Origin of the sequence: Streptomyces sp. CB01201 (assembly GCF_002803085.1) — a bacterium.
In the GTDB taxonomy this organism is placed as follows: Bacteria; Actinomycetota; Actinomycetes; order Streptomycetales; family Streptomycetaceae; genus Streptomyces; species Streptomyces hundungensis.
Genome location: NZ_NNBJ01000001.1, coordinates 575,774 through 598,713, shown reverse-complemented (window position 1 = coordinate 598,713; position 22,940 = coordinate 575,774). Strand labels below are relative to the sequence as shown.

Below are 22,940 nucleotides of genomic sequence, written 5' to 3'. Positions count from 1 at the left end.
CGATGACCGACGTCATCGTGATCGGTGGCGGTCTCGCCGGATCGGCCGCCGCCCTGTTCGCGGCCCGCCGCGGCCACCGGGTCACCGTCCTGGAGAGCGGGGAGCCGCCGCCCGGCGGAAGCCCCGACGACGACGTCCTGGGCTGGCGGCGCCCCGAGGTCCCGCACGCCCGCCAGGGCCATGCCTTCCTCGCCCTGGCGACCCAGGTACTGAGCGACGAGGCACCCGATGTCCTGACGGCCCTCGCCGCCCGGGGCGCCGTGCCGGTACCGCTGCACGACGGCCGGCCGGACGCGACCGTCCTGTCCCGGCGCCTGGTGTACGAGGGGGTGCTGCGGCGGGCCGCGCTGGCCGAGGCGGGGGTCACCTTCGTGCACGGGACCCGGGTCACCGGACTGCGGCTCTCCGGTGAGTCCCAGGGCATTCCACGCGTGGTGGGGGTGCTGACCGCCGGGCGCGAGGAGTTCCGGGGCGATCTGGTGGTCGACGCGAGCGGCCGGCGCTCCCGAGTCGCCCGCTGGCTCTCGGACCTGGCGCTGCCGGTGCCGAGCGAGACCGCGCAGACGTGCGGCTTCTTCTATCTGACCCGGCACTACCGGCTGCGTCCCGGCCGACGCTTCCCCTCCACCACGGTGCCGCAGGTCGCCGAGCTGGACTACGCGACCGCGCTGGTCTTCCCCGGCGACAACGACACCTTCCAGCTCTCCGCGACGGTGGCCGTGTCCGACCCGCTGCGCCACCGGCTGCGGGACCCGGCCACCTTCACCCGCTTCCTGTCCGCGGTGCCCCGCACGGCGGTCTGGCTCGACCGCGGGGACCCGATCGACGATCCGGCTCCGATGGGCAACATCGAGAACCGGTGGCGCCGCCTGCTCGACGACCGGGGCCATCCGTTCGTGGCCGGGCTCGTGCTGCTCGGCGACGCCGCCCTCCAGACCAACCCCACCTTCGGCCGGGGCACCTCCCTCGCCTTCAGCCACGCACAACGGCTGGCCCGGGTCGCGGACGGCGCGGCCGAGGACCCGCTCGGCGCGCTGCTGGCGTTCGAGAAGTGGACCGCGGCCCACCCGGGGCGCTGGTTCGGGCTGCAACTCGCCACGGACGAGGCCCGGTTCGCCCAGTTGCGGGCCGGCCTGCTCGGACAGCGCGCGGCGCCGGCCGAGGATCTGCCCAACCGTTTCGTACGGGCGATGGCGGTGCTGCGGGAGGACGACGAGGACGTACGGGATGCCGCACTGCGCCTCTACAACATGCTGATGACCCCTCAGGAACTGATGGGTGACCGGGTGGTCTCCCGGCGCATCCTCGCCTTCCTGCGCGACCACCCGCTGCCCGAACCGCCCGTGGAGGGCCCCGGGCGGGCGGCGTTCGAGTCCTTGGTGACGGGCGGTTCTGTACAGGACCTGTCACCGGCCGCACCGCACCCCGCTCCCCGCCGATAGCGTCGGCGGGCGGGCCGCACCGACCGGCGACCGCACCACGCGGTCCCGGCCCGGCTCCCGGGCCCCTCGCGCGGCCCCGCTCCTCCGGTCCGGTCCCCGACCGCCCGGCCCCCGGCCCTCCCATCCCGGGCCCCACCCACCGAATCCCCGCCCGGTCCGCCGGGCGAGTCCGTGAAGGACGGCAGCGTGGAGATCTCTCTCAAGACCGGCGTCACCCTGAGCTACGACATCTTCGGAGACCCCGACGGCAGCCCCGTGCTGCTCGTCCCGGGACAGCACCAGGCCAACCTGTTCAACCAGATGCAGGTCCCGTTCCTGACCAAGCGCGGCCACCGCGTGATCACCTTCGACCACCGGGGCGTACCGCCGTCGCAGGAGACCCCGCCCCCGTACACCATGGAGGGTCTCGCCGAGGACGTGGCCGCCCTCATCGAGCAGCTCGACATCGGCCCCTGCGCGATCGTCGGCTACTCCCTGGGCGCCACCATCATCCTCGAACTCGCCGTCGAGCGGCCCGAGTTGCTCGCCAAGGCCGCCCTCGTCGGGGTGCCGTGGAAGCCGAGCGCGCTGCACCGGGCGATCCGCGAGGACGCCCTGGAGCGGCTGCGGGCGGGGGTGGTGATGCCGCCCGTGATGGAGGGCATCTACCGGGCGATGTATCTGTTCGGGCCGCGCGCGCTCAACCGGGACGCGTTCATCGGGCCGTACCTGGAGGGGCTGCGCGGACTCGCCGAGTCCGGCGGGCACGGGGCGCTCGGCCATGCCGAGGCGTCGGCGTCGTACGACCCCGACCCGAAGCGCATCGCGGAGATCACCGTGCCGTGCCTCGTGGTCGGCATGGAGCACGACATCATGTCGCCGTATCCGATGGCCCGCGAACTCGCCAAGATCATCCCGGGCTGCGAGTACCGCGAGATCAAGAACAGCGGCCACGCGGCGCTCCTGGAGAAGCCCACCGAGGTCAACATGCTGCTCGACGAATTCCTGGGCGGCGCCAAGGAGTAGGACCCGCGAAGGCGCAGGGCCCGGACACCCCATGGCGTCCGGGCCCTGCGCCTTCCCGCCGCGAGCACCGCGCCCTCCGGGCAGGCGGCGCGGCCGGCGGGAGCCTCAGAGCAGCTGGTACAGCCGGTGGAAGGTGTGCCGCACGGGCAGCACCCGCACCCGCGCGAACCCCGCCTCACAGGCGTACGCGCGGACCGTGCCGGGGCGCATCACCGTGCCGGTGGCGGCCGAGGGCTGCTCGGCCATGCCGACCGGCAGGCAGTGCAGCAGGCTCACCGCGTACTGGAAGCGCTCGGTCTCCGAGGCCGGAGCGGTGAACCGCTCCCCCACGTTGGGCTCCATCAGAAGTACCGACCCGCCCGGGGCGAGCAGCGCCCGGCAGGCGCGCAGCACCTCCACCGGCCGCGCCATGTCGTGCAGCGCGTCGAAGACGCACACCAGGTCGTAGCGGCCCGCGAGGTCCCGGTCGCCGGCGTCGCGCACCTCGAAGGTCACCCGGTCGGCCACGCCCGCCTCGCGCGCGTTCTCCCGCGCGTCGGACACCGACCGCTCGTCGAGGTCGAGGCCGTGCACCCGCGCCTTGGGGTAGGCCTGGGCGAGGGCGATCGAGGAGTAGCCGGAGCCGCAGGCCACGTCCGCGACCACCCCGCCCTCCCCGCCGAGCGCGGCGTGCACCGCGGGCAGGGTGGCGGCGATCCAGCCGGCCAGCTGGTGCTGGAAGACCGACCGGTTCAACCCGGCCTGTCCGCCGCGCAGTTCGGGCCCGAACCGCTCGTACGCGATGCCTTCGCCGGTGCGGAACGCCTCGATGAGCAGCGGCAGGACCGAGGCCATGCCGCCGATCGGCAGCAGTACGAGGGGGGCGATCGAGAAGAGGCTGCCGGGGTCGGTCAGCGCCTCCGCGTGTCCGGCCGGCAGCGTGAACACCCGCTGCTCCGCCGGGACTTCGCCGGTCTGGGCGAGCAGGATGCCGGCCGCCGCCTGCTGCTCCAGCCACTCCCGGGCGTAGCGCGGGGCGATGCCGGCCCGCTCGGCCAGTTCGGGGGCCGTCGCGGGGCCGCCCTCGGCGAGCGCGTCGTAGAGGCCGAGCCGCAGACCCAGGTACGCGGTCATGAGTTCGGCCGCGCCGAGGCCGGCCATGAAGAGGCGTACGGAGAGCGCCTGGGCCGTGGTCGGGGGCGCCGCGGCCGGGTCGGCCGCGGAGCGGGCTCCGGGGACGCGGGGCGGCGCGGCGGTGCGCGGGTTCGATGCGAAGCGGTCGGGCGCGGTCATGGGTGGATGCCTCCGTCGAGTTCAGCCGGCCCGGCCGGGTGGCCGGCGTACCGGCGAGCCGTCGCCGAGCAGATCGAGCCGTTCGAGTCCTTGGCGGACCCGGCCGGTCAGCAGATCGATGTGGTCGAGCGCGCTCACGACCCGGGTGAACACGGTCCGCCGGTAGGCGACCATGGCGCGGTCGGTCGCCGCGTACTGGACGCCCGCCGTGCGGTCGACCTCCAGGCGCTCCCACAGGTCGCCGAGCAGGAAGCGCCGGCGCATGAGGGCGGCGGCGTCGAGGACCAGTTCCTCGCGGTCGGCCCGTTCGGCGCTGCTGAGCTGGCGGTACACCTCGCGCAGCGAGAGCACTCCGAACGAGACGTGCCGGGCCTCGTCGCGGGCGACCAGGGTGGTGATGCGGCGGATGAGCGGGTCGTGGAAGGTGGTGCCCGCGAGCCGGAACGCCGCCATCGCGAGGGCTTCCACGACGATCTGCATGCCGAGCGCGGTGATGTCCCAGCGGGCGTCGGACAGCACGTCCCGCAGCAGGGCGTGCAGGGCCTCGTTGACGGCGTACGGCTGCGGGATCTTCTCCCGCAGATAGCGCGAGAAGGCCTCGACGTGCCGGGCCTCGTCGGTGACCTGGCTCGCCGCGCACAGCTTGGACTCGACGTCGGGCAGCTCCTGGACGAGCCGGGAGGCCGCGGCGAGCGCTGCCTGCTCTCCGTGCAGGAACTGGCTGACCAGCCAGCTCTGGAGCTCCCAGCGGAAGGTGTCCCACATCGGCCGCCCGCGCTCCGCCATCGGCGAGGCCTCGAAGGAGGCCCGCGCGAAGTCCGTGCCGTCCGGCAGCGGTTGGCCGAACGGCACGACCTGCGTCCAGTCCAGATCCTCGGCGGCACTCCACTGCTGCTCCTGGGCCCGCTGGTAGAGCCGTTGCAGCTGGGGCGTGCGTGGTGTGTAGTCCCAGGACAGCCGGGTGTGTGCCGTGGTCGTCATGTCGAGGTCCCGCATGCCGGGGACGCTAGCAGCGCACGGCGCGGTACCAGCGGTTTCTTTCAATGCCGCCAAGTATCTTTCAGTCCCCGAAGCCCGCTCGGTGACGGTCGGTAGCTTGAGCGCCGTGGGGAATTCCGAAGAGCGCGAGACCGAACCTTCCGTGGGGCAACGGCTGCTGTGGTTCCTCGATCGCTATCGCGGTCAGGACGGAGCCCTCAACTGCCCCATGATGTGCCGCATTCGAGGGCCGTTGGATCATTCCGTTCTGAGCGAGGCGCTGGACCGGGTCTCGGCCCGTCATGACGCCTTGCGCACGGTATTCAGCGGCGGCGGCAGAAAACTGCGGCAGATCGTGCGGGAGCCGCATCCGGTGGAACTCCGGCAGGTCGATCTGCGGGGCGAGCCGGATGCCGAATCGGCGGTGCGGGAGCGCATTTCCGAGGAGCTCGCCACCCGGATCGACGCCACCGAGGACGCGGTGCGCTGCACGCTGTGGCAGGTCGCCGACGACGAGCACGTGCTGTGCGTCAACATGCACCACCTGGTCACCGACTCCTGGTCCTGCGGCGTCATCTTCCAGGACCTGTGTGCCGTGCTCGACCGGCTGGCCGGCGGGACCAGGGAACTTCCCGATCCCGGCTGGCAGTTCACCGAGTTCGCCGACTGGCAGCACGGCGCCCTGGAAAGCGGTGAGCTGAAGAAGCAACTGGACTACTGGCGCCGCGAGTTGGACGGTCTGGCACTGCCACCCCTGCCCTCGCGGATCGACCCGGGGCCGCGCAGCACCGCGCTCGTGCGCGGCGAGCTGTCCGACGCGACGGTCGCGGCGCTGCGGTCGCTGGCCGTCGGCCAGGGCAGTTCCCTGTTCGCCGCCATGCTGACCCTGTACTACGCCACGCTGCACCGCACGACCGGCCGCACCGATCTCGCGGTGGCGTCCCTGTACGCCAACCGGCTGCGCCCGCAGACCCGCCGCACGGTGGGCTTCCTCGCCAACATGGTCGTGCTGCGTACCCGCCTCAACCCCTCCGCACCGGTCCTGGACGCGCTCAAGACCACGCATGCCACCGTCGTGGGCGGCTTCCTCAACCAGGGAATTCCCTATCAGCTCCTGCCACTTCCCGGTTCGGCGAACGACGGTGCGCGCGCCGACGACATCGTCTTCCAGATGCTGGCCGAACCGGTCTACAGCATCACCGTCGGCGATCTCGACATAGAAGTCCTGGTGCCCGACGGAGTGGGCAGCCGATTCGAGCTGGAACTGGTCCTGGTGCCGCACAGCGAGGGATTCCACGTCCTGCTCTTCTACAACGAGGGCCGTTTCACCGCTGCCTTCGCCGAGGAATTCGTCCAACGCTTCGTGGCGGCCTCGGAATTGGCCGCCAAGAACGCGGACCTGCCCGTCAGCCGGATCTGTTGACCACCATCGGGGGCACCCATGGGAATTTCGCTCGATGACATGCGCAGGGCCGTAGCGGACCTGCTGGAGGAACCCGTCGCGTCCATCCTCGACGACGACGACCTGGTGGCCCGGGGTCTGGATTCGATGGGCGTCATGCGGCTCGCCGGGCTGTGGCGCCGCGAGGGCGTGGCGGTCACGTTCGGCGAGCTGATCGCACAGCCGCGGCTGTGCGACTGGTGGACGCTGGCGAGCGGCCGCGCGGGCGGCCAGGACCACGACAAGCCCCGGGACCCCGTCGGCGAGAGCGCCCACGACGACGCGTACACCGAGCTCGACGAGCGGGCGCCCTTCCCCCTGGCCCCCATGCAGCACGCCTACTGGATCGGCCGCGCCGAGGGCCAGGCGCTCGGTTCCGGGAGCCACTTCTACTTCGAGTTCGACGGCCCCGCCCTGGACCCCGACCGCCTCGACGCCGCGCTGCGCTCCCTCACCACCCGGCACCCGATGCTGCGGGCCCGCTTCCTCGACGACGGCACCCAGCAGATCGACCCGGCACCCACCGGCCTGGCCGGCGTGCACGATCTGCGTGCCCTGCCGTCCGAGGAGTGCGAGGCCGAACTGGCGCGGCTGCGTGGCGAGTTGTCGCATCAGCGGATGGACGTGGCTCGCGGCCGGGTACTCGATGTCCGGCTCACCCGGCTCCCCGGCGGGACCGGGCGGCTGCACATCGACATCGACATGCTGGTCTGTGACGCGATGAGCTTCCGCATCGTGATCGCGGATCTGGCCCGCCACTACGACCGCCCGGACGAGCGCCCCGAGCCGTCCGCCTACAGCTACCGGCGCTACCTCGCCGAGCGCACCGCACACCCCGCCGAGGGACGCGAGCGGGACCGCGCCTACTGGGCGTCGCGGCTCCCCACACTGCCGGGCGGACCCCAACTCCCGCTGGCGGCGGCCCCGGAGCAGATCCGCGACGCGCGCACGACCCGGCGCAGCACTCTGCTGGGCGCCGCCGAACGCGAGCGGCTCCTGACCCTTTCGCGCGCGCACGGAGTCAGCCCCTCGATGGCGCTGGCCGCCTGCTACGCCCAGGTGCTGGCGCTGTGGAGTGCCGAGGAGCGCTTCCTGCTCAATCTGCCGCTCTTCGACCGCGACCCCGTACACCCCGAAGTCCCCTCGCTGGTGGGCGACTTCACCAGTCTGCTGCTGCTGACCGTCGAGCCGCAGGAGGCGGACTCCTTCGCCGCGCGGGCCCGCCAGGTGCAGGCGGCCTTCCGGGAGGCCGCCGCGCACGGCGACTATCCCGGCACCGAGGTGCTCCGCGACCTGGCCCGTACCCGGCGGGGCGCGGCCCTCGCCCCGGTCGTGTTCACCAGCGCGCTCAGCATGGGCGAGCTGTTCGGACCGGAGGTGCGCGGCGTTCTGGGCGAGCCCGCCTGGATGAGTTCGCAGACCCCGCAGGTGTGGATGGACCTCCAGGTGGTGGAGGAGGCCGACGGGATCCGGCTCAACTGGGAGGCGGTGGACGCGCTCTTCCCGGAGGGCGCCGTGGACGCGATGTTCGCGGCCCTGCGCACCCTGGTGTCCCAGCTGACCGCCCCGGGCGCCGACTGGGACGGCCCGCTGCCCGATCTGCTCCCCGCGCGGCAGCGCGCGGCGCGCGCGACGGTGAACGCCACCAGCCGCGCGCTGCCCGACGCCCCGCTGCACAGCGCGTTCTTCGCGCGGGCCGCCGCCGATCCCGGCCGGGCGGCGCTCCTCTCGCGCGACGGCGCGCTCAGCTACGGCGAGGTCGCCGCTCGCGCCCTGCGGCTCGCCGGGTCGCTGCGCGAGCGCGGTCTGGCGCCCGGCGAGACGGTCCTGGTGACCCTGCCCAAGGGCCCGGACCAGATCGTCGCCGTCCTCGGAGTCCTCGCGGCGGGTGGCGTCTACGTACCGGTCGGGGTCGACCAGCCCGCCGAGCGCCGCGCCCGTATCCAGGAGTCCAGCGGTGCCCGCGCCTCGGTCACCGCGGCCACGCTCGCCGAGTCCGCCGCCGCGCGCCCGATCGACGCGCCCGCGGCGCCGGACACCGGCGCACCCGCGTACCTGATCTACACCTCGGGCTCCACCGGCGTGCCGAAGGGCGTCGTGGTCTCCCACCGGGCGGCCGGCAACACCGTCGCCGCGCTCGGCGAGCACTTCTCGGTGGGGCCCGACGACCGGACCCTCGCGGTCTCCGCGCTCGATTTCGACCTGTCCGTGTACGACATCTTCGGCCCGCTGTCGGCCGGAGGCGCGGTGGTCGTCGTGAGCGAGCCCGAGCGGCGCGACGCCCGTGCCTGGCTCGCCCTGGTGAGGGAGTACGGCGTCACCGTCGTCAACTGCGTGCCGACCCTGTTCGCCATGTTCCTGGAGGCCGCGGCCTCCGAGGGCGGTGCGCCCGCTCTCCGGGTGGCCCTGCTCGGCGGCGACCGGGTGCCGGTCGCCCTGGCCGAGCGCGCGGCCGAGGTCTTCCCCGGACTGCGCTTCGCCGGGCTCGGCGGCACCACCGAGACCGCCATCCACTCCACCGTGTACGAGACCAACAGGCCCGTTCCCTACGGCAGTTGTGTGCCGTACGGCGTACCGCTGGCCAATCAGCGGTGCCGGGTGGCCGACCCGTACGGCCACGACCGGCCGGACTGGGTGCCGGGCGAGCTGTGGATCGGCGGCGCGTCGGTGGCCGACGGATACCGGGGGGACCCGGAGCGCACCGCCGACCGGTTCGTGACGTACGAGGGCCTGCGCTGGTACCGCACGGGCGACCTGGCCCGCTACTGGCCGGACGGCACCCTCGAATTCCTCGGCAGGTCCGACTTCCAGGTCAAGATCCGGGGGCATCGCATCGAGCCCGGTGAGATCGAGGCCGCCCTGGTCTCGCACCCGGACGTGACGGCCGCCGCCGTGGTGCCGGTCGGCGACGAGCCACGCCGGCTCGCCGCGGCCGTGGTGCTGGGCCCCGACGCGGCCGAGCGCGAACAGGGAGGTGAAATCCTGGGCACAGAGGCGCAGTTCGCCGCGCTGCGGGAGCATCTGGCCGCGCTGCTGCCCGCCCACATGGTGCCGGACCGGATCACCTCCGTGGCCGCGCTGCCGCTCAACGCCAACGCGAAGGTGGATCGCGCCGCGCTGACGGAACTGCTGTCCGGCGCGCCCCGCGTGAGCGCCGCCCATGTGCCGCCGGAAGGCCCCGTGGAGGCGGCGGTCGCGACCCTGTGGGAGCAGTTGCTCGGCACCGAACGCGTGGGCCGCACCGACGACTTCTTCGCGCTCGGGGGCGACAGTCTGCTCGCCACCCGGCTGCTCACCCGGCTCAAGGCCGAGGGCCTGCACGACGCCGACCTCGGGCGGCTGTTCGCCGCTCCGACCTTGCGGGAGTTCGCCGCCGGCCTCACCCCGGGCCGCCCGACCCGGCTGCCCACGGTCACCGCCGACCTGGCGCGGCGCGGCGAGCCGTTCCCGGCGACCGACGTGCAGCGCGCCTACTGGCTGGGCCGGGGCTCCGACTTCACCCTGGGCGGCGTCGGCTCGTACTGGTACTGGGAGTTCGACGGCCAGGACGTGGACCTCGCCCTCCTGGAGGACGTCTGGAACCGCCTGGTGGAGCGGCACGAGATGATGCGGGCCGTCTTCGACGACGACGGCAACCAGAAGATCCTGCCGAAGGTGCCCCGGTTCCGCCTCACCGTCACGGACGCGGCTCCCGGCGACGAGGAGCCGGCGCTGGCCCGTCAGCGTGCCGCCATGGACCACCGGGTCTTCGACGTGGGCAGCTGGCCGCTGTTCGACATCGCCGCCACGCGCTACGGCGCCGGCCGGACCCGGATCGCCTTCGGCTTCGACTACATCGTGCTCGACGCGCTGAGCATCATGACCCTGTTCTGGGAGCTGTCCACCCTCTACCGCGCACCGCGCACCCAACTCCCCTCCCTGGGTGTGTCGTTCAGGGACTACGTCCTCCAGGCCGCGCCCGCCGACGACGACCTGGCGGCCGACCGGGACTACTGGCGGGCCCGGCTCGACGACCTGCCGCCCGCCCCCGCGCTGCCGCTCGCCGTGGACCCGGCCCTGGTGACCGCGCCCCGCTTCGCCCGGCGCGAGTTCGCCCTGGAGCCGGACACCTGGGCGACGCTCACCGCGCGGGGCCGCGAGGTGGGGCTCACGCCCTCCGCGCTGCTGGCGACCGCGTTCGCGGACGTCCTCGCCGCCTGGAGCGCGCACCCGGACGTCACCTTGAACCTCACGCTGTTCGACCGGCGCGAGGTGCACCCCGACATCAACGACATCGTGGGCGACTTCACCTCGCTGCTCCTGGTCGGCCACCGCCCGCGGGCGGGCGAGGGCTGGGGATCCGCCGCGCGCCGCTTCCAGCAGCAGATCTGGGACGGCCTCCAGCACAGCTCGGTCTCGGCGATCTGGGTCCTTCGCGAACTGGCCCTGCGCGACGGGGTGATGGACTCCCCGATGCCGGTCGTCTTCACGAGCACACTGGGCGTCTCGGACAAGCTCGCCGATCTCAGCATGCCGTTCGGGGAGCAGGTCTACGGCCTCTCCCAGACCCCGCAGGTCTGGCTGGACTGCCAGGTGGTCGAGCGGGACGGCGGGCTCGCCATCAACTGGGACGTGGTGGAGGAACTGTTCCCCGACGGCGTCGTGGCCGACATGTTCGGCGCGTACGAGCACCTGCTGCGCAGCCTGTGCACGGCGGACTGGTCCGCCGAGGTCACCGTGCCGCTCCCGGCCGCACAGAGCGCGGCCCGCGCCGCCGTCAACGCCACCGAGGCCCCGGCCGGCGGCGGGCTGCTGCACCGGGCGTTCTTCGCTCGGGCCCGCACCGCACCGGAGCGGACGGCGCTGCTGTGGGGCGAGTCCGGCACGCTGGACTACGCGGGCCTGGCCGACCGCGCCCTGCGTGTCGCCGGGGCGCTGCGGGAGGCGGGGGTGCGGCCCGCGGACATGGTGGCCGTCGTCCTGCCCAAGGGGCCGGACCAGATCGCCGCGGTGCTCGGTGTGCTCGCCGCGGGGGCCGCGTACGTTCCGGTGGGTGTGGACCAGCCGCCGGCGCGCCGCGCCCGGATCCTGGCCAACGCCGGGGCGCGGGTGGCGCTCACCGGCGGCGCGTTCGGGGACTGGCCCGAAGGGGTCCACCGCGTCGACGTGGAAGCGGCGTTCGGCGCCGTGCCGCTGTCCGGGCCCGTCGAGGTGCCCGAGGACACCCTCGCGTACACCATCTTCACCTCGGGCTCCACGGGCGAGCCGAAGGGTGTCGAGATCACCCACCGGGCGGCCGCCAACACCGTCGAGGACATCGGTGAGCGGTTCGGCGTGGGCCCCGAGGACCGCGTCCTGGCCGTCTCCGCGCTCGACTTCGACCTGTCCGTCTACGACATCTTCGGTCCGCTGTCGGCGGGCGGGGCGCTCGTCCTCGTCGCCGAGGAGGACCGCCGCGAGGCGCACCGCTGGCTCGGCTCGGTCCGCGACCACGGGGTGACCCTGTGGAACACGGTGCCCGCGCTGCTCGACATGCTCCTGGTGGCGGCGGCCGACGGGCCCGCGCTCGACGGGCTGCGCCTGGCGCTGGTCTCCGGCGACTGGGTCGGTCTGGATCTGCCGGGCCGGCTCGCCGAACGGGCCCCGCACTGTCGGCTGGTCGCCCTGGGCGGCGCCACCGAGGCCGCGATCTGGTCCAACTACCATGTAGTGGAAGGCCTTTTGGAGAACTGGCCCTCCATTCCGTACGGCACTCCCCTGCGCAACCAGCGCTATCGCGTGGCCGACGCGCACGCCCGGGACTGCCCCGACTGGGTGCCCGGCGAGCTGTGGATCGGCGGCGCCGGTGTGGCCGAGGGCTACCGGGGCGATCCGGTGCGCACGGCCGAGCGGTTCGTCACGCACGCGGGCCGGCGCTGGTACCGCACCGGCGATCTCGGCCGCTACCGGCCGGGGGCGGTGCTCGAATTCCTGGGCCGCGCCGACCATCAGGTGAAGGTCGGCGGGCACCGGATCGAGCTGGGCGAGATCGAGGCGGCGCTCGGCACGGCGCCGGGTGTGGCCCGCGCGGTGGCGCTGACCGCCGGGGAGCGCCCGCGCCATCGCATCGTCGCCTTCGTCGTCTCCGACACCGGCATGGCGCCCGACACCGAGGCCCTGCGCGCCGCGCTCGTCGAGCGGCTGCCGCACTACATGATCCCGGACCGGATCGAGGCCGTGGAGCGGCTGCCGCTGACCGCCAACGGCAAGGTGGACCGCGCCGCCCTCACCGACCTCGCGGCCGGAGCGGGCGCCGGTCCCGACCGGGGCGAGCCGCCCCGAGGAGAGCTTGAGCAGCTGGTCGCCGGCGTCTTCGGTGCGGTTCTGGAAACCGAACGGGTGGGGCGCGGCGAGAGCTTCTTCCTGCTCGGCGGGGACAGCCTCACCGCCACCCGCGCCGCCGAGGAGCTGTACCGGGCCACCGGACTGCGACTGACGCTACGTCAGTTCTTTGCCACGCCCACCGTGAGCGCGCTCGCCGCGCTCGTCCAGGAGCAACGGAACACGACCGCCCTGACCGCCATGGAAGAGGGAACCCTATGAACATCGCCGGGCTCTTGGCCGAACTGGAGGCCGCCGGGGTCGAGTTGTGGGAGGAGTCGGGACGGCTGCGGTTCCGCGCCCCCCAGGGCGCGCTGACCGACGAGCGCCGCGAGGCATTGCGCGCCCACAAGGAGCAGGTGCTCGGCCACCTGCGTGCGGAGCGCACCCGCAGCACGGTCGTGCACCACCCCGACGACCGCCACACCCCGTTCCCGCTCACCGATGTGCAGACCGCGTATCTGCTCGGCCGCAAGGACCTCTTCGCGTACGGCGGCGTCGCCTGCCACGCCTACGGGGAGCTGCGCTTCACCAGCCTCGACCCGGCCCGGATGGAGCAGGCCTGGCAGCTCCTGATCGAACGGCACGACATGCTGCGGGCCGTCGTCGACGAGGAGGGGTCCCAGCGGGTCCTGACCGCCGTGGCCCCGTACCGCATCGAGGTCACCGATCTGCGCGAGGCCCCCCCGGAGCACGCCGGACGGGCGCTGGCGGCACAGCGGGACGCGATGGACCACGAGATCAGGCCGGCCGGTGTGTGGCCGCTGTTCGAGCTGCGGGCCACCCTCTTCGCCGATCACGCGCTGCTGCACGTCTCGCTGGACTTCCTGATCGCCGACTACGTCTCGATCAACCTCCTGCTCGACGAACTGCGCACCCTGTACGCCGACTTGTCGGCGCCCCTGCCCGAACTGCCCGTCACCTTCCGGGACTATCTGCTCGCCGAACGCGGGCTGCGCCAGAGCACCCGCTACGAGCGCGACCGCGCCTACTGGCTGGACCGCGTGGACGAGCTGCCCCCGGCGCCCGCGTTCCCGATGCGGGACGCCCCGGCCGCCGAGGGCCCGGCCCGCTTCGTGCGCCATCGGCTGGCGCTGTCCCAGCCGCAGTGGCAGGCGCTGCGCGACACCGCGACCGCGCGCGGCCTCACCCCGTCGGGTGCGGTGCTCGCCGCGTACGCGGAGGTCATCGGCCGCTGGTGCAACCGGCAGCGCTTCACCCTCGACCTCACCCTCCTGAACCGGTTGCCGCTGCATCCCCAAGTCGGCTCCCTGGTAGGGGACTTCACCTCTGTCGAGCTGCTCGAAGTCGACCGCTCGTCCGGCGCCACGTTCGCCGAGCGGGGCAAGCAGCTGGTGGGCCGGCTCTTCGAGGACCTGGACCACCGGCTGTTCACCGGTGTCGAGGTGATGCGCGAGATCGCCCGCAGGCGCGGGCAGGACGCGGCCCTGATGCCGGTCGTCTTCACCAGTGCCATCGGGCTCGGGGACGCCGCGTCCGCACCGGCCGACCACACCGAGGGCCGGCTGGTGCACGGCATCAGCCAGACCCCGCAGGTGTGGATCGACTGCCAGGTCATGGAGGACCGCGAGGGACTCTCCCTCAACTGGGACGTCCGCGAAGGGGTGTTGGCGGACGGGGTGGTGGAGGCGATGTTCGCCTCCTTCCGCACCCTCGTGGAGCGGATGGCCGCCGACCCCGGCGTATGGGACCTGGCGGTGCCGACCGAACTGCCCGCCGAGCAGAGCGCCCGCCGCACCGTGGCCAACGCCACCGAGGGCCCGCTGTCCGAAGCCCTGCTGCACGAGGGCCCGTTCGCGGCGGCCGCCCACTCGCCCGAAAACCCCGCCGTGATCAGCGGCGACAGGGTCCTCACCCATGGCGAGGTGGCCGCGCGGGCGCACGCCGTCGCCGCCGCCCTCAAGGGCGCGGGCTGCGCGCCGGGCGATCTCGTCGGCGTCGTGATGGACAAGAGCTGGGAGCAGGTGGTGGCCGTCCTCGGCACGCTGCTGGCCGGCGCCGTCTACGTCCCGGTCGACACCCACCAGCCCGAGGCGCGCCGCGAGCAGATGCTCCGGGACGCCAAGGTCGGCTGCGCGCTGGTGCGTTCGGGCCGTACCGTCCTGCCCGAGGGCGTCACCGCCATCGAGGTGGACACCCTGGATCCCGCGCCGACCGCCCCGGTCGCCCGGCTGCGCGCGCCCGACGACCTCGCCTACGTCATCTACACCTCCGGGTCGACGGGCAGCCCCAAGGGCGTCATGATCAGCCACCGCGGCGCGGTGAACACGATCGACGACATCAACGAGCGGTTCGCGGTGGGCCCGGACGACCGCGTCCTCGCCCTCGCCAACCTCGGCTTCGACCTGTCCGTCTACGACGTGTTCGGGGTCCTCGCCGCGGGCGGCGCGCTCGTCCTGCCCGACCCCGACCGGCGCGCCGACCCCTCGCACTGGGCCGATCTCGTCGCCCGGCACGGCGTCACCCTGTGGAACTCGGTCCCCGCGCAGCTGCACATGGTCAACGAGTACCTCGGCACCGAACCCGTGCCGCTGCCCTCGCTGCGCCTGGCCCTGCTGTCCGGCGACTGGATACCGGTGTCGCTTCCCGACTCCATCCGCGCCAAGGTGCCGGGCCTGACCGTGACCTCGCTGGGCGGCGCGACCGAAGCGTCGATCTGGTCGATCCTGCACCCCATCGACGAGGTGACCCCCGGGCTGCCCTCGATCCCGTACGGGCGGCCGCTCACCAACCAGCGCTTCCACGTCCTGGACGCGGCGATGGAGCCCTGTCCGGATCTGGTGGCCGGCGAGCTGTACATCGCCGGGATCGGGCTCGCGCTCGGCTACCTCGGCGACGAGGCCCGGACCGCCGAGCGCTTCCTGACCCATCCGCGCACCGGCGAACGGCTCTACCGCACCGGGGACCTGGGGCGGTATCTGCCCGACGGGGAGATCGAGTTCCTCGGCCGGGACGACCGCCAGGTCAAGATCCGGGGCCACCGCATCGAGACGGCCGAGGTCGAGGCGGCCCTGCGCAGCCACCCGGCGGTCGCCGACTGCGTGGTGCTCGTGGAGGGCGAACGCCCCTGGGAGCGGCGCCTGATGGCGTTCGCCGAGACCGCGCGCGTGCCCGCGGGCGCCGCCGAGCGGGACAGCGCCCTGGTGGAGGCGGTGACCGCCGACGGCGAGGAGGTCAGGGCCGGGGTGAACGCCGAGCAGGTGGTCGGCTTCGCCCGGCGGCTCGACGAGGCGGCGCTGCTGGCCATGATGGATGTGCTCCAGACCAGCGGCCTGTTCGCCACGGCGGACGACCGGCACTCACTGGAGACGATCCTTCTCTCCGCGGCCGTGGCGCCCAAGCACCACCGCCTGGTGCGCCGCTGGCTCGCCGCTCTCGAACGCGAGGGGTATGTGGAGCGCTCGTCGAAGGACGGCGCGTACCGGGCCCTTCGCCGGGCCGAGCCCGGTTCGGTCGACGAGGCGTGGGTGCGGGTGGACGAGGCGCTGCCCACCGCGCAGGACGGTTCGGAACTGCTCAGCTACTTCCGCACGGCCACGGCCCATCTGCCGCAGCTGCTGCGCGACGAGCAGGATCCCGTGCAACTCCTGTTCCCCGAGGGCCGGTTGGAGATCCAGGAGGCGGCCTACACCGAGGGCTTCCTGAACTCCTACCTCAACCGGGTCGCGACCTCCGTCGTCCAGCGGATCGCCCAGGAGCACGCCCCGCGCGGCACCCTGCGGCTGCTCGAAGTCGGCGCGGGCGTGGGCGGGGTGAGCGTCGAGGCGGTGCCCCGGCTCGCCGGGACCGACTGCTCGTACCTGTTCACCGATGTGTCGCAGTTCTTCCTGAACAAGGCGGCCGAGCGCTTCACCGACTTCCCGTGGGTGGACTACCAGCTCTTCGACATGAACGAGGAGTACCGCCCGCAGGGCATCGAGCCCAACTCGCTCGACGTCATCCTGTGCGGCAACGTCATGCACTACTCGCGCAACGCCTCGGTGGTCCTGGACCGGATGCGGGAGATGCTCGCGCCGGGCGGCTGGCTCATCTTCATCGAGACGACCCGGGACAACTACCAGATCCTGACGTCGATGGAGTTCCTCTTCGACGCCACCAACGGCGACTTCGAGGATGTGCGCAAGGGAGCCGACCAGACCTTCGTCGCCCGTGACCAGTGGCTCGACCTGATCGCGGGGGCCGGCGGCGAGACCGTGGTGTGCCTGCCGGACACCAAGGACCCGCTGTCCACGATCGGCATGCACGTCTTCGCGGTGCAGTTCAAACAGGACCGGGTGCCGGTGAACGCGGCCGAGGTGCTCGGCCATGTCGCCGAGCGGCTGCCCGAGGAGATGGTCCCGGCCCACCTCCAGCTGGTCGACGCGCTGCCGCTGACCGACAACGGCAAGACCGACCGGCGCACCCTCGCCTCCTGGCTGCTGCCCAGGGGCGCGGTCGAGCAGCGCGCCGGGGCCGGCGACCGGGTGCCCATGACCGATCTGGAGCAGCGCATCCAGGCCGCGTGGTGCACGGTGCTCGGCACCACGGCGGTCGGCCGCGAGGAGACCTTCTACGAGGCGGGCGGCGACTCGCTGCTCGCCGCCCAGGTGGTGGGCGTGCTGCGCGAGGAGGTGGCCGAGGCCAAGCACACCTTCTTCGACGAGCTGCTGCGCGAGGTCCTCAACGGCGCCTCCGTGGCCCGGCTCGCCGCCCTGCTCGCCACCGGCCAGATCGACGGCGAGCAGTCCGCGGCGCGCGAGAGCGAGAGCGCCTCGGCCGCGCCCGCCGCGTTCCTCGGCGGCGGGGACGACGACGGCGTGTGGGCCACCTGCGCCGAGGGGTTCGGCACGGCCGAGCGGTACGCCGCGCTGTGCGCCCCCCTGGAGGACGCCGGTCCGCTCCTCGATCTCTCGGCGGGCCACCCGCTGACCGACTACGCGGACGCCACCTCGGCCGTGCTCATCGAGCGCATCGCCCATGACCGGGCCAAGACCCTGCGGGCCACCGGCCACACCCGCTTCCACCTGGTGGGCGCGCATGTGGGCGGGGTGCTCGCGGCCGAGACGGCGCGGCTGCTCGCGGAGGGCGGCGCCGAGGTCGACCTCACCGTGATCAGCAGCTATCCGCTGCCGGCCGTGGTCGAGGACGACGCGTTCGCCGAGTACCTCTTCGCCCTCGGCGCGGGTCTCGACCCGGCCGCGCTGGGGCTGCCCGGGGACACCCTGACCGGGCCCGCGCTCGCCGCCGTCCTCGCCGCGACCCCGGGTCGGGTGCCCGACGGAGCCCTGAGCCGGCTCGACGGCCCGCACGCCGAACTCGCGCAGTCCTTCGGCCAGTACGCGGCCCGGCCCGAACAGGAGCGGCTCGCGGCGCTCGCCGCCGCGCTCGGCACCGACGCCCAGGACCTGCGTCCGCGGCTGCGGGCCGGACGCGCACTGGCCGATGCCTGTGCGGTGCACCGCCCGGAGGCGTACGCGGGCGACCTCACCCTGGTTCTGCACACCGACGAGATCGCGCTGTGGCCGACGCTGCGCGCGGACATGACGGAGTGGTGGAGCGCCGGATGTCTGGGTGAGGTGCGAAGGATCGACGCCCCCGGCACCCACTTCGACTGCCTGGATCCGGCGCGCGCCGCCCGTATCGCGGCCCTGCTCACCGATGTCCGTACGGAGAAGGAGAACCAAGCGTGAACGCTCCGACCATCGCGGTCCTCGGCGGCTACGGCGCGGTGGGCCGCGTCGTGGCCCAGGAACTGGCCTCCGCACACCCCGGGGCGACGCTGCGCATCGGCGGGCGCGACCCCGTCCAGGCCGAGGCACTGGCGGCCGAACTCAAGGCGACCGGCCGGCCGGGTCCGGTGGAGTCCGCCCGTGCGGACACCGCCGACGCGGCCTCGCTCGACGCCTTCTGCCGGGGCAGCCACATCGTCGTCAACTGCGCGGGCCCCTCCTACGTCGTCCTGGACACCGTGGCCAAGGTCGCCCTCGCGGCGGGCGCCGACTATGTGGACGCCGGGGGCGACGAGCCCGTACACCGCGCCCTGTCCGAGCAGCGCCTGGCCGAGAGCGGGCGCACCGCGCTGCTCACGGCGGGCATGATGCCCGGCCTCACCGGCCTGCTTCCGCGCTGGCTGGCCGCCCAGGACCTGAGCGAGCCGAGCCGGCTCACCGCGTACGCGGGCACCATGGACCGGCTCACCCCGGCGGGCGCCGCCGACTATCTGCTCAGCCTCGGCGGCGGCTACGGAGAGGCCCAGTCGGCCTGGCGGGACGGGGCGAGGGTGCTGCGCGCGCTCACTCCGCTCGCCGATGTGCGGCTGCCGTTCTTCCCCGGCACGGTCAGCGCGTACCCGTATCTCAGCTACGAGATCGAGCGGCTCGCCCGGGACCTCGGGCTGTCCACGGTGGACTGGTACAACGTGTTCGACGGCGGCTCCCACATGCTCAAGACACTCAGCCGGCTGCAAGGTGCCATGGCCGGCCAGAGCGATCTGACGCCGGCCGCCCGCGAACTCATCGACGCGGCGGCCCTCGACCTGTTCGGCCGCGCCCCCTACCAGCTCTTCGCCCTGGAGCTGACGGGCCGTCATGCGGGGGCGCCCGCGACCCGCAGCCTCGTGCTGCGGGCCGGCGACACCTACCGGCTCACCGGGCTCGTCGCGGCCCTCGCGGCGAGCGCCCTGGTGGAGGGCTCGGTGGCGCCCGGGGTGCACTACGCGGCCGATGTGCTCGACCCGTCCTCGGTGGTGGAGCGGGTGGCGAAACTGGACGAGGTGTCCCTGTTCGAGACCTACCGCGTCCCGCTCGCCGAAGCCGGTGACACCGAGGAGGGCGAGCTGTGAGCGCGGCCGGGCGGCGGCCCCGGCTGGTGGTGTGCGGCACCAAGTTCGGCCGGATCTATCTCGCCGGGGCCGCCCGCGCCGACTCGCCGTACGAACCGGCGGGCGTGCTCGCCCGGGGCAGTGAACGCTCGCGCCGGGTCGCCGAGCACTACGGGGTGCCGCTGTTCACCGAGGTGGACGCCGTGCCCAAGGACGTGGAGGCGTGCGCCGTCGTCGTGGGTGCCGGGATCAACGGCGGTCCCGGCGCCCGGCTCGCCCAGGACCTGATGGCGCGCGGGCACCACGTCCTCCAGGAACACCCACTGCATCAGCAGGAGTTGGCCGACTGCCTGCGGGCCGCCCGCGAACACCGGGTGGCCTACCGGCTGAACACGCACTACCCGCACGTGGAGCCGGTGCGCAGGTTCATCGCCACGGCACGCCGGCTGCTGGCCCGCCAGCGGCCGCTGCACATCGACGCGGCGTGCTCCTTCCAGGTGCTCTACACCACCTTCGACATCATCGGCCGCATGCTCGGCGGAGTACGCCCCTTCGCGCTGGGACAGCCGTCCCAACTGCCGTCCGGTGCAGTCGAGTTGACGGACGCTCCGCCCGTGTACCGGAGCCTGGACGGGGTGGTGGGCTCGGTGCCGCTCAGCCTGCGGCTCCAGAACGACATGGACCCCGGGGACCCCGACAACCACATCCACCTCTTCCACCGGATCACCCTGCACACCGAGGGCGGCCACCTCACGCTCGCCAACACCCACGGCCCGCTGCTGTGGAGCCCGCGCCCGCACATGCCGCAGGACATCCGCACCACCGCCACCCTGGCCGAGTCGGCGGACCCCTCCTTCGCCCACCCCAGCGCCGAACCGCTCGGCCCGGCCACCGCGCCGGACCAGCGGGGGATCCTGGGCGAGCTGTGGCCCCAGGCCGCGGCACGGGCGCTCGGGGCGCTGCGGGCGGCCGTCGAGTCGGGCGAGGACCCCGCCAAGGACGGCCAGTACCACCTGGCGCTGTGCCGGCTGACCGCGGAGGCCGCCGAGCGGTTCGGTCCCGTGCGTCTGCACCGGGGCAGCACGCCCGAGGTGCTGGCCGGCGCCGCGATCGACGCGGGTCCGCCCGACCCTGCCCCCGGCCCCGGCCCCGGCCCCGGCTCCGATCCGGATCCCGGGCCGGCCTCCGACCCCACCCCGAGGAGCGGCCCGTGAACAGGCCACCGGGCGCGGACGCGCCGTACCGCACCTGGTTGCGCTGCTACTGGCCCCGGCCGGGTGCGCGCCGGCGCCTCGTGATCTTTCCGCACGGCGGCGGCTCGGCCAGCTTCTACCGCCCGTTCGCCAAGCGCATGCCACCCTGGGTGGAGCCGGTCGTCGTGCAGTACCCGGGGCGCGAGGACCGGCTGGACGATCCGCACATCGACGACATGGACCGCCTGGTGGCGCGCGTGAGCGACGCGCTGCTGCCCGCCTTCGACCGCGAGGTGCTGTTCTTCGGGCACAGCATGGGCGCGTCCGTCGCCCATGAGGTGGCGGCCCGCCTGGAGACGCGGCACGGCGTGGGCCCGTCCCTGCTCGCCGTGTCCGGCCGCCCGGCACCCCGCTTCCACAAGCCCGGCGACAAGCACCTGGACGACGCGGCCCTGTGGTACGAACTGTCCCGGCTCGGCGCGACTCCCGCCGCACTGCTGGACAACGCACAGGTGCGCAAGGTCGTCCTGCCGACCCTGCGGGCCGACTACCGCCTGGTCGAGCGGTACCGGCCGCGGCTCGACACCCGGGTGAGCTGCACGGTCGCCGCCTGCCTGGGCGACAAGGACCCCGAGGTCACCGAGCCCGAGGCTCGGGCCTGGGCCGAAGTGAGTGGCGGCGCCTTCGCGTTCCGCCTCTTCGACGGGGACCACTTCTACCTCCGCGGCCAGGAAGAGGCCCTCGCCTCCTGGCTGCTGACCACCGCCGACAGGGAGAACCCATGATCGTCAGGCCCAAGGTCGACGCGTACGCCGAGGAGTTCTCCACCGGCGAGCCGCCCTGGCTGGCCGCGCTCGCCGAGGAGACCCGCAAGGTCTGCGATCTGCCGCAGATGATGGTGGGCCCGATGGAGGGCCGCTTCCTTTCGATGCTGCTGCACATGCTGCGCCCGCATCGGGTCCTGGAGATCGGCACGTTCACCGGCTATTCCGCCTTGTCGATGGCGGCCCAACTCCCGCCCGGCGCAAGCCTGGTGACGTGCGAGATCGACCCGGTGCACGCCGAGATCGCCCGCCGGCACATCGCGGCCTCGCCCTGGGCGGACCGGATCGAGCTGCGCGAGGGCCCGGCCCTCGATCAACTCGACGACGTCCAGGGCCCGTTCGACTTCGTCTTCCTGGACGCGGACAAGACGGGGTACAGCGCCTACTACGACCGGGTGCTGCCGCTGCTCTCGGAGCGCGGCGTCATCGCGGCGGACAACGTGCTCCAGTTCGGCGGGGTGGCCAACCCCCTGGACCAGAACGAGGACACCGTCGCGCTGCGGGCGTTCAACGAGAAGGTGCGCGACGACCCCAGGGTCGAACAGGTCGTGCTCACGGTGCGGGAAGGCATCACGCTCATCCGCCGCGTGTAGGCCGCCGCACCGCAGGGGGCGGGCCGGCCCCGCAGCGCGCGGCCGGGTCGCTCCCGCATCGCAGGGGCCGGGTTCTTTTCGGCCAGTGAAAGAATTCCGCTCCCTCTTCCGGCGCCGCCCTAACGTAAGCCGCGACGGCACGTCCGCGGCCCGCGAGCTCCGCGGCCGCCTCCCGCCGGAGCGCATGACCAGGTCGCCGGTCCACGGATCGCCGCACGTCCACGGATCAAGGAAAGTGGGCCACACGTCCATGAGCCTCCACGGAAAGAGCATGGTGGTCACCGGCGCCGGTACCGGGATCGGACGGGCCGTCGCCCGCCGGCTGCTGGCCACCGGAGCCTCGGTGACCCTGGTCGGCCGCCGGGCCGACGCGCTGCGCGAGGCGGCGGACACCAAGGGCGGGGAGCGGGCCCTGGTCCACCCCGCCGACATCAGCGCCGAGCACGGGGCGCGGTCCGCGGTCGAGGCCGCCGTCGAGCGGTTCGGCGCGGTGGACGGCCTGGTCAACAACGCGGGGCTCGCCCGGTTCGCGCCGATCGAGAAGGCGGACCCCGCCGACCTGGAAGCCATGCTGGGCGTCAACCTGTTCGGCCCCGTCCACCTCATCCGCGCGGCGCTGCCCGAACTGCGCGCACGGCAGGGCGCGGTCGTGAACGTCTCGTCGGTCGGCGGGGCGCTCGCGATGCCGGGCCGCGCACTGTACGGGGCGACGAAGGCGGCGCTCAACAGTCTGACCCGCTCGCTGGCGCGCGAACTCGCGCCGCTGGTGAGGGTCAACGCCATTCTGCCGGGCCCGGTGGACACCCCCATGTACGGGGACCTGGGCCTCGACGAGCGAGCCACCCGCGACCTGGTCGCGGACATGGTCGAGGCGACCCCGCTCGGTCGCTTCGGAACACCCGACGACATCGCCGGGTGGGTGTGCAATCTGCTGGACCCGGAAGCCTCGGGCTGGGTCACCGGTGCGCTGGTCGCCATCGACGGGGGACGTAGCGCGTGATCACCGAATCGGAAAGCGGCGACGCGGAAGGAA

Annotated in this window: 12 protein-coding genes; 10 read left to right on the top strand and 2 right to left on the bottom strand. The window is 73.4% G+C overall.

All coding sequences use genetic code 11. The features are described 5' to 3' along the window. Positions 1 to 2 precede the first annotated feature (2 nt). Together CG740_RS02710 and CG740_RS02705 are read left to right on the top strand one after the other, a co-directional pair. Complete coding sequence (locus tag CG740_RS02710; RefSeq protein ID WP_100573224.1) at positions 3 to 1,442, top strand: NAD(P)/FAD-dependent oxidoreductase; 1,440 nt, start codon at positions 3 to 5, stop codon at positions 1,440 to 1,442. A 186-nt stretch (positions 1,443 to 1,628) separates the two neighbouring features. Continuing rightward, entirely contained in the window at positions 1,629 to 2,447 is an 819-nt protein-coding gene (locus tag CG740_RS02705; protein ID WP_100573223.1) for an alpha/beta fold hydrolase, read from the top strand. 105 nt (positions 2,448 to 2,552) lie between these two features. Here the strand turns inward: CG740_RS02705 and CG740_RS02700 are convergent, their stop codons facing one another. Then, positions 2,553 to 3,719, bottom strand: a complete 1,167-nt coding sequence (locus tag CG740_RS02700) for a class I SAM-dependent methyltransferase (protein WP_100573222.1) — start codon at positions 3,717 to 3,719, stop codon at positions 2,553 to 2,555. Between the two features lie 21 nt (positions 3,720 to 3,740). Next, entirely contained in the window at positions 3,741 to 4,715 is a 975-nt protein-coding gene (locus tag CG740_RS02695; RefSeq protein ID WP_100573221.1) for a ferritin-like domain-containing protein, read from the bottom strand. Between the two features lie 109 nt (positions 4,716 to 4,824). Here CG740_RS02695 and CG740_RS02690 point away from each other — a divergent pair, with 109 nt between their 5' ends. From CG740_RS02690 to CG740_RS02655, 8 genes are all read left to right on the top strand, one after another. After that, on the top strand, positions 4,825 to 6,120 hold the full coding sequence (locus tag CG740_RS02690) for a condensation domain-containing protein (protein ID WP_159030198.1): 1,296 nt from the start codon (positions 4,825 to 4,827) through the stop codon (positions 6,118 to 6,120). 39 nt (positions 6,121 to 6,159) lie between these two features. Next, the gene (locus CG740_RS02685; RefSeq protein ID WP_199846299.1) at positions 6,160 to 12,699 is read left to right on the top strand and encodes a non-ribosomal peptide synthetase; all 6,540 of its coding nucleotides are present in this window, start codon (positions 6,160 to 6,162) and stop codon (positions 12,697 to 12,699) included. Continuing rightward, positions 12,696 to 18,167: a non-ribosomal peptide synthetase gene (locus tag CG740_RS02680; protein WP_100573218.1), complete on the top strand. Its 5,472-nt coding sequence runs from the start codon at positions 12,696 to 12,698 to the stop codon at positions 18,165 to 18,167. Before CG740_RS02685 ends, CG740_RS02680 begins: the two co-directional genes overlap by 4 nt. After that, positions 18,164 to 19,318 (top strand): saccharopine dehydrogenase NADP-binding domain-containing protein, encoded by a 1,155-nt coding sequence (locus tag CG740_RS02675; RefSeq protein WP_159030197.1) that lies wholly within the window; start codon positions 18,164 to 18,166, stop codon positions 19,316 to 19,318. The genes CG740_RS02680 and CG740_RS02675 overlap by 4 nt, the downstream gene beginning before the upstream one ends. Then, positions 19,315 to 20,511: a Gfo/Idh/MocA family oxidoreductase gene (locus tag CG740_RS02670; RefSeq protein WP_100573216.1), complete on the top strand. Its 1,197-nt coding sequence runs from the start codon at positions 19,315 to 19,317 to the stop codon at positions 20,509 to 20,511. The genes CG740_RS02675 and CG740_RS02670 overlap by 4 nt, the downstream gene beginning before the upstream one ends. Beyond that, positions 20,508 to 21,275 (top strand): thioesterase II family protein, encoded by a 768-nt coding sequence (locus tag CG740_RS02665; protein WP_100573215.1) that lies wholly within the window; start codon positions 20,508 to 20,510, stop codon positions 21,273 to 21,275. The genes CG740_RS02670 and CG740_RS02665 overlap by 4 nt, the downstream gene beginning before the upstream one ends. After that, positions 21,272 to 21,907: an O-methyltransferase gene (locus CG740_RS02660; protein WP_100573214.1), complete on the top strand. Its 636-nt coding sequence runs from the start codon at positions 21,272 to 21,274 to the stop codon at positions 21,905 to 21,907. The genes CG740_RS02665 and CG740_RS02660 overlap by 4 nt, the downstream gene beginning before the upstream one ends. A 250-nt stretch (positions 21,908 to 22,157) precedes the next feature. Further along, a complete protein-coding gene (locus CG740_RS02655) occupies positions 22,158 to 22,907 on the top strand; it encodes an SDR family NAD(P)-dependent oxidoreductase (protein WP_100573213.1) in 750 nt (249 codons plus the stop codon). Positions 22,908 to 22,940 lie beyond the last annotated feature (33 nt).

Excerpts from the sequence above, each read along its gene's own strand:
- CG740_RS02695 (WP_100573221.1), bottom strand. The coding sequence starts at position 4,715 with ATGCGGGACCTCGACATGACGACCACGGCACACACCCGGCTGTCCTGG.
- CG740_RS02700 (WP_100573222.1), bottom strand. The coding sequence starts at position 3,719 with ATGACCGCGCCCGACCGCTTCGCATCGAACCCGCGCACCGCCGCGCCG.
- CG740_RS02685 (WP_199846299.1), top strand. The coding sequence starts at position 6,160 with ATGCGCAGGGCCGTAGCGGACCTGCTGGAGGAACCCGTCGCGTCCATC.
- CG740_RS02655 (WP_100573213.1), top strand. The coding sequence starts at position 22,158 with ATGAGCCTCCACGGAAAGAGCATGGTGGTCACCGGCGCCGGTACCGGG.
- CG740_RS02710 (WP_100573224.1), top strand. The coding sequence starts at position 3 with ATGACCGACGTCATCGTGATCGGTGGCGGTCTCGCCGGATCGGCCGCC.
- CG740_RS02680 (WP_100573218.1), top strand. The coding sequence starts at position 12,696 with ATGAACATCGCCGGGCTCTTGGCCGAACTGGAGGCCGCCGGGGTCGAG.
- CG740_RS02660 (WP_100573214.1), top strand. The coding sequence starts at position 21,272 with ATGATCGTCAGGCCCAAGGTCGACGCGTACGCCGAGGAGTTCTCCACC.